The organism is Natrinema sp. 74, assembly GCF_046097095.1.
GTDB lineage: Archaea > Halobacteriota > Halobacteria > Halobacteriales > Natrialbaceae > Natrinema.
Genome location: NZ_CP175698.1, coordinates 1,633,946 through 1,643,134, shown reverse-complemented (window position 1 = coordinate 1,643,134; position 9,189 = coordinate 1,633,946). Strand labels below are relative to the sequence as shown.

Below are 9,189 nucleotides of genomic sequence, written 5' to 3'. Positions count from 1 at the left end.
ATATCGGTGTCTCCAAACTTGTTTGGCACTCGGATGTGACACGAACGCGACGGCTCGAGAAATAGCGCTTTCCGACGGCCAGCGCGTTAGTCCCACGGCGGATCGGTGACGACCGACGGCTGCGTGTTCCTCAGCAGCAGCTCCGTGTACCTCGCGAGGAGCCAGCCGACGGCGTTGAACAAGTGTAAGACGACGAGCCCGACGAGGACGCCGACCGCCGAGACGGCGAGCGCCGCCGGGAGCGAATCGACGTACAGCGAGATTAGTTCGCCGTCGGCGATCGAGAGCGTGACCGGCGAGATGTCGATGGTCCAGCCCTCGTGTTGATAGGTGAACTGGGGGACGAACTTGATCGGATCACCGATGTGGATGCCGACGGTCTGATTCCGGTAGTGAAGCGGCGCGGCGACCAGCGCGTACGTGAACACGACGCCGAACGTAACGGCGACGAACGCGGCCGTCCCGTACAGGAACTTACTGAACACGTAGCCGACCCCCTTCCACGTTCCGCGGTCGGCGACGAGCCGTCGCGCCCGCTCGCGGACGCTTCGGGCCGGTTCCGCGGTCGGAATCTCGGCCTCGAGCAACCGTTCGGCGAGGAGTCGCTCGAGGGCGGTCAGTTCGGTCGCGGCGAACAGGGTGACCAGCGCGGCCGGCACCCCAGCCCCGAGTCCGAGCAGCGCGATCGGAATCCCGGCGAACAGGAACACGACCGGATCCGAGAAGCCGATCTGGACGAACGCGAACGCGAAGCCGGCGGGGAGCGCGAAGCCGGTCACGAGCACCGTGAAGTAGCCGATCCCGAGCGGGAACGCGAGCAGGAGATAGAGCAGGGTGTAGTAGGTCCGTCTTCGGGCGACGACGCCGACGAACCGGCGACACCACGTTCGAACGCGAGCGAGCGCGGCCGTGACCGCGGCGAGCGGAGCGGACGTGCGTGACGAACTCATGTGGGATCTGGTCTCCTGAACGAGCGAACGATCGCGACGAGTCCCAGCAGATGGCAGACGGTAACGACGAGCAACACCGTCGCATCGGCCGCGTCGGTCACTAAATCGACAGTATGCGAGAGGACGAACGGTACAACTGTCAGGAATGCGACGCCGACGGCCAGAAACAACATCGGCTGACTCTCGTTGCGAGCGTAGCCCCGGTAGGCCGTCCACGCGACCACCGATCCGAGCGCGGCACTGGCCAACCCGACGAAGAAGATCGTCGTCTCCTCGTCCAGCCCGAAGACCGTCGTCTCGAGGACGGTGCCGACGCTGGCTCCGACGGCGGCCGCCAATCTGATCATCGCTCCCACCTCGAGTGGCCGGCGGGCGCGGTCACGTGCGACGGGAGCGGGCGCGGTGTGGCGTTCATGGTCTGCCGTAGACGGTGTAGAGGATCGCCGTGAGGCCGGTAATCTCGCTCGTCGCCGCGACGACGCTCGTCGTCAACGAGGTGGCCCCGAGCAGCGTCGGCAGCAGGAACCGAACGACCGTCGGGACGGCAGCCAGCAGCGCGATTCCGAGCGCGAGCCAGAGCAAGGCGGGCCGGCGTGCGTCCCGATAGCCGTCGTAGGACCGCTTTGCGATCCAGCAGGCGAGTACGAACGCGATCGCCTGGCCGACAAAGACGGCGACGGCGACCGTTGGCGTACCGCCATCGACGGTCTGCAGCGGAGCCTCGAGCATCGTCACAGGTCCTCGAACAGCCGGGTGAACCGGTCGGCGGGGTCCTCGTCGCGGCGGTACACGTCCAACTCCATCGAGCCCTCGGCGATCTCGATCGCCACGCGCTCGAGTCGCGTGCTGTAGGTCTTGTAGTGGTGGCCATCGGGATCGAGCTCCTGGTATTCGTCGAGGAACCCCTTCGCCTCCAGCCGGTCGATCCGTCGATAGACCGTCGGCGGTGAGGCGTCACAGCGGTCGGTGAGTCGGTCGACGGACATCGGTTCCTCGCTGGCGGCGATGAGGATGCGGCGGGCGTACTCGTCGTCGAGTAACGCGAGCACTTCTTGGCCCTCATCGTCGGTCATCTGATGGATCGTATGGAAAGAAGATATAAAAGCCTCCACAGTTTCCGAGCGTGAAACCGTGGCTGACGGACTATTTATACGTCAACTGAAGTCGGCGGTGAGATGACCGCGATAGAGACGTCCGGTTTAACGAAGGAGTACGGCGACCTCACCGCCGTCGACGACCTCGATTTGACCGTCGACGACGGCGAAGTGTTCGGCTTCCTCGGCCCGAACGGGGCGGGGAAGTCGACGACGATCAACATGCTGCTGGATTTCACGCGCCCGACGACGGGCTCGGCGACGGTGCTCGGCCACGACGCGCAGACCGAGGCCGACGCGATCAGCCCCCGCGTCGGCGTCCTCCCGGAGGGGTTCGACGTCTATCCGCGCTTGACCGGCCGGCGGCACATCGAGTTCGCCATCGAGACGAAGGGCACGGACGACGATCCCGCCGAAATCAGAGAGCGGGTCGGGCTCTCGGCCGAAGACGCGGCCCGGCCGGCCGGCGACTATTCGAAAGGGATGCGCCAGCGCCTCGCGACCGGCGTGGCGCTGGTCGGCGACCCCGACCTGTTGATCATGGACGAACCCTCGAGCGGGCTCGACCCTCACGGCATCCGCGAGATGCAGGAACTCGTCCGGAGCGAGGCCGAACGCGGGACGACGGTCTTCTTCTCGAGTCACATTCTCGAGCACGTCGAGACCGTCTGTGACCGAGTCGGCGTGCTAAACGAAGGGGAACTCGTCGCCGTCAACACGATCGCGGGCCTCCGCGAGGAGATCGGCGGCGGCGCGACGATGACGCTCTCGCTCGGCGGTCCCGCGGCCGAACTGCGAGCGGTGGCCGACGACGTGCCAGGGAGCACCGACGTGATCGCCTCCGGTCGCACGCTCGAGTGTACGATCACCGATTCGGCGGCGAAAGCCGGCGTCGTGACCGCACTCGCAGATGCCGGCGCGACGATCGAAGACATGCGACTCGAGGACGTCTCGCTCGAGTCGCTGTTCACCGCGCTGACGAACGGCGACGCGGCCGAGTCGGGAGCGCCGGTGGAGACGCCGGACGCGCTCGAGGCGGAGACGGGGGTGGCGCGATGACCGCGCACATCACCACCGTCGCCCGCAAGGAGTTCGACGATGCGGGCCGGTCGAAGCTGCTCTGGGCGCTGACCGGGCTGCTCGTCGGCCTCGTCGCGATCGGCTACGTTGCGATCTGGTACACGATGGACGACGTGAGCGCGGCCGAGGTGCTCAGCTTCCTCGGGATGCCGCTGCAGGTGATCCTCCCGGTCGCCGCGCTGATCGCCGGCTACATGGCCGTCGTCGGGGAGCGCCGGTCGGGCAGTGTCAAACTCCTGTTGGGCCTGCCGCCGAATCGGACCGACGTCGTCGTCGGCAAACTGCTCGGTCGCATGAGCGTCGTCGGCCTCGCCGTCGCGCTCGCGTACCTCGTCTCGCTCGCCCTCGGCGGCCTCCTCTTCGGGTCGGTCCCGTTCGTCGACTGGCTCGGCTTCGCCGCCGTCTCGTTGCTGTTCGGCGTGACGTTCGTCGGGCTGGCCGTCGGCGTCTCCGCCGGCGTCTCCACGCGCGGGAAGTCGATGGCCATCGTCGTCGGCCTCTACATGGTGTTCGTCGCGCTGTGGGAGCTGCTCACCGCCGGTCCCTACTACCTCATCTACGACGAGGGACCGCCGGTCGCGGCCGAGACGTGGTATCTCCTCCTCCAGCAGTTCAACCCGATCTTCGCGTACGCACACCTCTCGAGCCAGGTTGTCGACGGGTCGGTCTTCCCCTTCCAGTTCCAGTACGGGCTTCAGTCGATGGAAGCCTACGGGATGACGCCCGCCGAGCGGTATCCGGGCGAGGCTCCGTTCTATCTACAGGAGTGGTTCGGCCTCGTCGTCTTGCTGTGCTGGCTGGTCGTGCCCGTCGCGATCGGTTACTACCGGTTCCGGAAGACGGATCTGTGAGCCGGCCCGCCGAGTTGGGTCGGCCGTTTCACACACCGCCCTGACGCGACGACCGACTGGTGTGTTCAAGACCTGCGTTCACAATCGCGGTCGCTGTCCCGTCAGCGAAGCGTTGGCGTCTGCTGTCGGGCGTGGGAGTGTCGACAACGAACCGGCTGCCAGACCGCGGTCACTGCATCCACAGTAACTGCGCGTGTAGCGTTGGCCCGATCTCGAGGACGTTCGCCTCGTCGACGAACCCTTCCTCGATGGCCAGTTCGACCGCGCGGGTGCCGACGATATTGGCAACGTCCGCTTGCGCGAGATGCTCGATGACCGCGGACTCGTCGGCCGCGTCACCGCCGTAGAACTCCTCGGTGACGGTCAGCGAGAGGTCGCCCTCCTCGAACGTCTCGCCGAGAATGTCCTCGTCGCAGACGGCGACGAGCACCCCCTCCTGAGTCTCCCGTTCGTTGACGAGCATCTACTCGAGTTCCCACTCGCGGTCGTCCTCGTCTGCGGCGTCGCCCGTGAGGTCGCCGAGCCCGAGGTCCTCGAGCCCGACATCGCCTCTCTGGGGTGACTGTCGTCCGGCTCCGAGTCCGGGCTGGCCGCCGGCTCCCGGTCCGGCACCCATACCGGCCCCGGCACCGCCGCCCGGCCCCTGGTCGACCATCTCCTCGCGGTCGTCCATCATTTCCCGCTCGGCGCGCTCGCGCATCTGGTTTGCTTCTTCTGCGATCTCTTCGGCCTGATCGAACTCGCCGAGTTCTTCCAGAATTTCGGCCTTCTCCTCGAGCACTTTCGCGTTGCGCAGGCCGAGCCGAATCGCGTTGTCGATGCAGTGTAAGGCCTCCTCGGACAGCCCGCGCTCGGAGAGGAAGAACGCGCGGTTGAACCAGCCCGCGGCGAAGCGCTCGTCGATCTCGATGGCGCGCTCGGCGTGTTCTAGGGCCTCGGAGGTCTCGCCGAACTCCCAGAGCGCGTAGGCGAGGTTCGTCTCGGCGGTCGCGGCGTGTTCACTCGAGTCGTCGAGCCGCAGCGCCTCGCGGTGGGCACCGATGGCCTCGTCCCACTCCTCGAGTTCGCCGTGGGCGACGCCCTTGTTCACCCAGGCCTCCTGCTCGAGTCGCTCGTCTTCGGCGAAGCGGGCAGTCCGCTCGAAGGCCTCGGTGGCCTGTTCGTAGCGGTTGATCTGCATGTAGTTCAGTCCAACGTCGAGCAGTTCGCTCGCGTCGACGTCGTCCCGGTCGATGTTGTGCTCGTCTAACGTGTCGGTGACGACGCGGGAGTCGACGGGATCGACCTTCGACGGGTCGACACCGAGCTCCGGCGGATCCAGGTCGAACTCCTCGTAGGGATCGTCGAACCCCTCTCCTTCGGAGAAGCGATGGTCGCGATCGTCGTCTCGGTCGGTCATTGCCCTGAATTGGCGGCGACGACTGTTAAGGGCTGCGACCCGGGTAGCGTCGGCGGCTCGAGGACGGCGCGCTGGAGTTTGGAACACCGCCGTTCAGACCCGCCCGCCGAACCGTCTGGTGACTCCTCGAATCGACTGCGTGACCGCGCCCGGATGGGGCAGGCCGAGGCGATAGCGTACCCGATCCTGGCGTTTGAACGGCTCGAACACGGCGGGCTCCGCGAGCGGCCAGATTCGGGCTTGCGACCCTCGACTTCCGCGCCGCTCGAGGACGGCGTTGGCCGCGCGCCGGCCGGCTTCGTTGGCCGACTCCATCGAGGCCAGATCAGCGTTCGTCCGGACGTAGTCGCCCGCCACCGTCAAGTTCTCGACCACCACGTCGGCCGGCGGCCGGTTTCGCAGCGAGCCGACGGTGTTGATCAGCAGCGGCGAGCGGTTCTCGACGCCGCCCTCGTCGACGGTTTCACCGTCTTCTCGTTGCGTCTCCGACGCAACGCTGGTCTCGACGATCGCCGGATCGAGAAACCAGTCGACGAGATGCTCGTCGCGCAGCCGTTGGTCGGGGCCGTTTAGATGGTGCTTCAACTGTTCCCAGATCTCCGTCGCGATCTCCTCGGGCGTGCACTCCCTCGCCGGCTTGCCGTAGACGATCCCCGGCGTGTCCCAGTCTGACACGATCACCGAGAGGACGCCCTCGACCGCCTCGGGTCCGTGTTCCTCGAGGTCGTAGCCCGTCCAGAACTGCCGCTGGGAGATCGATGTCAGCGCCCACGGCGCGTCGGCGTAGACCTGGTGACCGCGCGTCAGATCGACGTCGTCGGCGAGATAGAACTGGATGCCGTTCATCCAGGCCGTATCGAGCCGGTCGATCCGCTCGAGCGCCGGCGCGTTCCGGGCTAACTCCGTCGGGATCAGCTTCGGAGCGACCTCGACCGGCACGGCGAGGACGTACTCGTCCGCCGCGATCGTCTCCCCGTCGGCCAGCGTCGCGCCGGTGATGCGGCGGCCGTCGGTCTCGAGCCGCCGGACTGGGGCGTTCGGCCGGAACTCGACCCCCAGTGACTCGAGGTGACGGAGCCAGGGGTCGATCCAGGCCGCGCTCGTCGGTGCGTTCAGGACCCGCTCGGTGGGCCGCGTCGGGTCGAGCTGGCCGAACAGCAACTGGAGGTAGACGGTGCCGATCGTTCGGGCGCTGCCGACCTGCGGCCGGAGTGCGACCAGCGATTGGACGGCGAACGCAAGCCGATCGCGAAGCGCCGGCGAGCGGTTCTCGGCGTCGATGAACTCCCACCAGGAGATATCGTCGAGTTCCTCCTCCCGGCGGGCCTCACAAGCCGTCAGCAGGTAGAACAGCCGCTCGAGCAGGAAGCGGACGTCCCTGGCGGGCAGGTCCTCGGCGAAGGCCGGGCGCAGCGCCTCGAGCCAGCCTCGAACGGAGTCAGGCGTGCGCGTCTCGGCGATCTGGCCCGGCCCCGTCGTGTTCGCGATGAGCGTCGCCTCGGTCTCGACGAGGTTGTCCGCGACGGTGCCGTCGCCGTCGGGAATGCGCTCCATCGTGTCGATGACGTGGCGGTAGAACGCCGGGAAGAACCGAAAGCCGTGCTCGCCGTGTAAGGGTGCCGGCTCGTCGGAGATCGGCATCGATCGGGCCTTCCCGCCGAAGCGGTCGTTCGCCTCGTAGACGGTCACGTCGACCTCACGCTCGGCGAGTTCGTGCGCCGCAGTGAGACCACCGATTCCGCCGCCGAGGACGGCAACGTCAGTCATACGCGTACCAGGAAGCCCACGGGAATAACCAGCGCCCCTACCGATCCAAGGTTCCCGTATCCGCGATCGATTCGACGGTCGACGCGTCGCGACCGCGACGACCGTCATCGTTGAGTACGCCGCTCACGAGGACTCGAGTATGCGACTGTTCGTCAGCGTCGACCTTCCCGACGACCTCGCGGACCCGGTCGCGGACCTACAGAACGAGTTCGCGGACGCAAGCGGGCTCAATTTCACCGATCCGGAGCAGGTCCACGTCACGATGAAATTCCTCGGCGACGTGGGAAACGACCGGCTTCACGACCTCGAGCGAGAGCTCGCCGCCGCGGTCGCGGACGCCGACGTCGATCCCTTCACGGTCCGCTACGGCGGCCTCGGCGTCTTCCCGAGCCTCGACTACATTAGCGTGGTCTGGTTCGGCACCGAAACGGGCGGCGAGGAACTCACGCGGCTCCACGAGGCGGTCGAGGACCGGACGACCGCGATGGGGTTCGACCCCGAGGACCACGACTTCACGCCCCATGTCACGCTCGCGCGGATGGAACATGCCGGCGGAAAGGACCTCGTACAGGACCTCGTCCGGGAGCGCGATCCGACGATCGGCGAGGCCCGCGTCGACGAGTTGCGGCTCACCGAGAGCACCCTCACGGACGAAGGGCCGGTCTACTCGACCATCGAGTCGTTCCCGCTCGAGTGAGGCCAGCGGCGTCCAGTCGCCGAACGACGATTGTCTGCTATTCGTGATCGATAATGGCGCTCCCGCCGGTATAGTCAGGAATTACAGAACTAGGTATGATGAGCCGCTTCGGCGTACCGAGCGGGCACGATGCCGGACGACGATACCGCGAGCGCGAGGAGTCGGCTGGCCGTCACGCGACGGGAGGCCCTCGCTGCGATCGGCGGTGCGGCCCTCACGACTTCCACTGGCACCACCGCGACCGCCGTCGCCGGTGACCGTCGCGTCCCCGTTCTGGTTCGCGTCTATCCCGGAGCCGTGCCGCTCCGGGCGCGACTGTGGTACGGCCGCGACGCGCTTCGCGGAGACTGGCCGCCCCCGTTTCGGGACGCGCTGGCCGCCGTCGAGTCCGCCTTCGAGCAGGTCCTCGCCTACGCCCGCGACCGTGAGCGGCTCGCGGACCTCGATATTCGCGTCGAGCGCGGCCCGCCGATCCGATTTCCGCCCGCGGAGACACCGCTGTCGGCCGACGCCGTGGTGCCGTCGCTCGAGACACTGCTCGGCCGTTTTCGCGAGCGACTGCGAAAACGGGACGCGCTCACCAATCGGACCTGTCACCTCCTGTTGTGCTGGTCGCCGCTCAACTACCGCGTCGGCTACGGCGGGACGCTATCGCCGAACGCGCTGATCGGCGACCCCGACGGCGGCGGTGACGCCCAGACAGTCGCGAACGTCGGCGCGACCGAGGTCTGGGACTCGCGGTCGGTGAGCCGAAACGTCGCGATCCACGAGACGCTCCACACCATTCTCTCGAGCGACGTCGTCGCCGACATCGGCGCGGCGGTCTGCGACCACGAACTGGGGGCGGCCGTTCGGACGGCTCCGGACACCCTACGAATCTCGCCGATGGCGACCGCCTACGCCGGCCCGGACCGGCTCGGCGGCGGCACCCGGTTCCACGGCACCGGCTGCTACGATCACGACCGATTTTATCGCCACGACGGCACCGAGGGTATCGAGAACTGGAGCTACACGACCGAACTCAGTGAGGCCACCCGCGAGGGCGTGACGCGCTCCCTCGAGCGGCGATTCGGGGATTGACGTCGTTCCGACCGCCGATCACGGCTTGATCACGCTCGCAGTGCCGTCATCGGCGGTCAGCGCCGGTCCCTGCAAGATGGACAAGATTTTAAGCCAGCGTGGGCTACGTTCGGCCACTATGGGTAAGAAATCGAAGGGCAAGAAGAAGCGACTTGCCAAACTCGAGAACCAGAACAGCCGCGTGCCGGCCTGGGTCATGATGAAGACTGACATGGAAGTTCAGCGAAACCCCAAGCGACGCAACTGGCGGCGCAACGATACTGACGAATAA

General features: G+C 66.9%; 12 protein-coding genes. 5 read left to right on the top strand and 7 right to left on the bottom strand.

The window, feature by feature from the left end; genetic code table 11:
* Positions 1–86: 86 nt before the first annotated feature.
* The 4 genes from ACJ70B_RS08195 to ACJ70B_RS08180 form a co-directional block, all read right to left on the bottom strand.
* A complete protein-coding gene (locus ACJ70B_RS08195; RefSeq protein WP_408959908.1) occupies positions 87–950 on the bottom strand; it encodes a sensor domain-containing protein in 864 nt (287 codons plus the stop codon).
* The gene (locus tag ACJ70B_RS08190) at positions 947–1,297 is read right to left on the bottom strand and encodes a hypothetical protein (RefSeq protein WP_408959907.1); all 351 of its coding nucleotides are present in this window, start codon (positions 1,295–1,297) and stop codon (positions 947–949) included. Before ACJ70B_RS08190 ends, ACJ70B_RS08195 begins: the two co-directional genes overlap by 4 nt.
* A 64-nt stretch (positions 1,298–1,361) precedes the next feature.
* The gene (locus tag ACJ70B_RS08185; protein ID WP_408959906.1) at positions 1,362–1,679 is read right to left on the bottom strand and encodes a hypothetical protein; all 318 of its coding nucleotides are present in this window, start codon (positions 1,677–1,679) and stop codon (positions 1,362–1,364) included.
* A 2-nt stretch (positions 1,680–1,681) separates the two neighbouring features.
* The gene (locus ACJ70B_RS08180; protein WP_408959905.1) at positions 1,682–2,023 is read right to left on the bottom strand and encodes an ArsR/SmtB family transcription factor; all 342 of its coding nucleotides are present in this window, start codon (positions 2,021–2,023) and stop codon (positions 1,682–1,684) included.
* A 102-nt stretch (positions 2,024–2,125) separates the two neighbouring features.
* Here ACJ70B_RS08180 and ACJ70B_RS08175 point away from each other — a divergent pair, with 102 nt between their 5' ends.
* Together ACJ70B_RS08175 and ACJ70B_RS08170 are read left to right on the top strand one after the other, a co-directional pair.
* Complete coding sequence (locus ACJ70B_RS08175; RefSeq protein WP_408959904.1) at positions 2,126–3,103, top strand: ABC transporter ATP-binding protein; 978 nt, start codon at positions 2,126–2,128, stop codon at positions 3,101–3,103.
* Positions 3,100–3,975: an ABC transporter permease gene (locus ACJ70B_RS08170; RefSeq protein ID WP_408959903.1), complete on the top strand. Its 876-nt coding sequence runs from the start codon at positions 3,100–3,102 to the stop codon at positions 3,973–3,975. The genes ACJ70B_RS08175 and ACJ70B_RS08170 overlap by 4 nt, the downstream gene beginning before the upstream one ends.
* 169 nt (positions 3,976–4,144) lie before the next feature.
* On the opposite strand, the gene ACJ70B_RS08165 is transcribed toward ACJ70B_RS08170, so the two are convergent.
* The 3 genes from ACJ70B_RS08165 to ACJ70B_RS08155 form a co-directional block, all read right to left on the bottom strand.
* On the bottom strand, positions 4,145–4,438 hold the full coding sequence (locus tag ACJ70B_RS08165; protein WP_408959902.1) for a DUF424 domain-containing protein: 294 nt from the start codon (positions 4,436–4,438) through the stop codon (positions 4,145–4,147).
* The gene (locus tag ACJ70B_RS08160; protein WP_408959901.1) at positions 4,439–5,374 is read right to left on the bottom strand and encodes a tetratricopeptide repeat protein; all 936 of its coding nucleotides are present in this window, start codon (positions 5,372–5,374) and stop codon (positions 4,439–4,441) included.
* A gap of 93 nt (positions 5,375–5,467) precedes the next feature.
* Positions 5,468–7,141: an FAD-dependent oxidoreductase gene (locus tag ACJ70B_RS08155; protein WP_408959900.1), complete on the bottom strand. Its 1,674-nt coding sequence runs from the start codon at positions 7,139–7,141 to the stop codon at positions 5,468–5,470.
* 139 nt (positions 7,142–7,280) lie between these two features.
* On the opposite strand from ACJ70B_RS08155, the gene thpR reads away from it, so the two are divergent.
* The 3 genes from thpR to ACJ70B_RS08140 all read left to right on the top strand — a co-directional run bounded on the left by thpR (position 7,281) and on the right by ACJ70B_RS08140 (position 9,189).
* Positions 7,281–7,838, top strand: a complete 558-nt coding sequence (gene thpR, locus ACJ70B_RS08150; RefSeq protein WP_408959899.1) for an RNA 2',3'-cyclic phosphodiesterase — start codon at positions 7,281–7,283, stop codon at positions 7,836–7,838.
* A 129-nt stretch (positions 7,839–7,967) separates the two neighbouring features.
* Complete coding sequence (locus tag ACJ70B_RS08145) at positions 7,968–8,918, top strand: hypothetical protein (protein ID WP_408959898.1); 951 nt, start codon at positions 7,968–7,970, stop codon at positions 8,916–8,918.
* A gap of 118 nt (positions 8,919–9,036) precedes the next feature.
* Positions 9,037–9,189: a 50S ribosomal protein L39e gene (locus tag ACJ70B_RS08140; RefSeq protein ID WP_004267621.1), complete on the top strand. Its 153-nt coding sequence runs from the start codon at positions 9,037–9,039 to the stop codon at positions 9,187–9,189.

What these genes read in the sequence shown, in the direction of transcription:
- ACJ70B_RS08195 (WP_408959908.1), bottom strand. Translation starts at nt 950, where the DNA reads ATGAGTTCGTCACGCACGTCCGCTCCGCTCGCCGCGGTCACGGCCGCG.
- ACJ70B_RS08190 (WP_408959907.1), bottom strand. Translation starts at nt 1,297, where the DNA reads ATGATCAGATTGGCGGCCGCCGTCGGAGCCAGCGTCGGCACCGTCCTC.
- ACJ70B_RS08185 (WP_408959906.1), bottom strand. Translation starts at nt 1,679, where the DNA reads ATGCTCGAGGCTCCGCTGCAGACCGTCGATGGCGGTACGCCAACGGTC.
- ACJ70B_RS08180 (WP_408959905.1), bottom strand. Translation starts at nt 2,023, where the DNA reads ATGACCGACGATGAGGGCCAAGAAGTGCTCGCGTTACTCGACGACGAG.
- ACJ70B_RS08175 (WP_408959904.1), top strand. Translation starts at nt 2,126, where the DNA reads ATGACCGCGATAGAGACGTCCGGTTTAACGAAGGAGTACGGCGACCTC.
- ACJ70B_RS08170 (WP_408959903.1), top strand. Translation starts at nt 3,100, where the DNA reads ATGACCGCGCACATCACCACCGTCGCCCGCAAGGAGTTCGACGATGCG.
- ACJ70B_RS08165 (WP_408959902.1), bottom strand. Translation starts at nt 4,438, where the DNA reads ATGCTCGTCAACGAACGGGAGACTCAGGAGGGGGTGCTCGTCGCCGTC.
- ACJ70B_RS08160 (WP_408959901.1), bottom strand. Translation starts at nt 5,374, where the DNA reads ATGACCGACCGAGACGACGATCGCGACCATCGCTTCTCCGAAGGAGAG.
- ACJ70B_RS08155 (WP_408959900.1), bottom strand. Translation starts at nt 7,141, where the DNA reads ATGACTGACGTTGCCGTCCTCGGCGGCGGAATCGGTGGTCTCACTGCG.
- thpR (WP_408959899.1), top strand. Translation starts at nt 7,281, where the DNA reads ATGCGACTGTTCGTCAGCGTCGACCTTCCCGACGACCTCGCGGACCCG.
- ACJ70B_RS08145 (WP_408959898.1), top strand. Translation starts at nt 7,968, where the DNA reads ATGCCGGACGACGATACCGCGAGCGCGAGGAGTCGGCTGGCCGTCACG.
- ACJ70B_RS08140 (WP_004267621.1), top strand. Translation starts at nt 9,037, where the DNA reads ATGGGTAAGAAATCGAAGGGCAAGAAGAAGCGACTTGCCAAACTCGAG.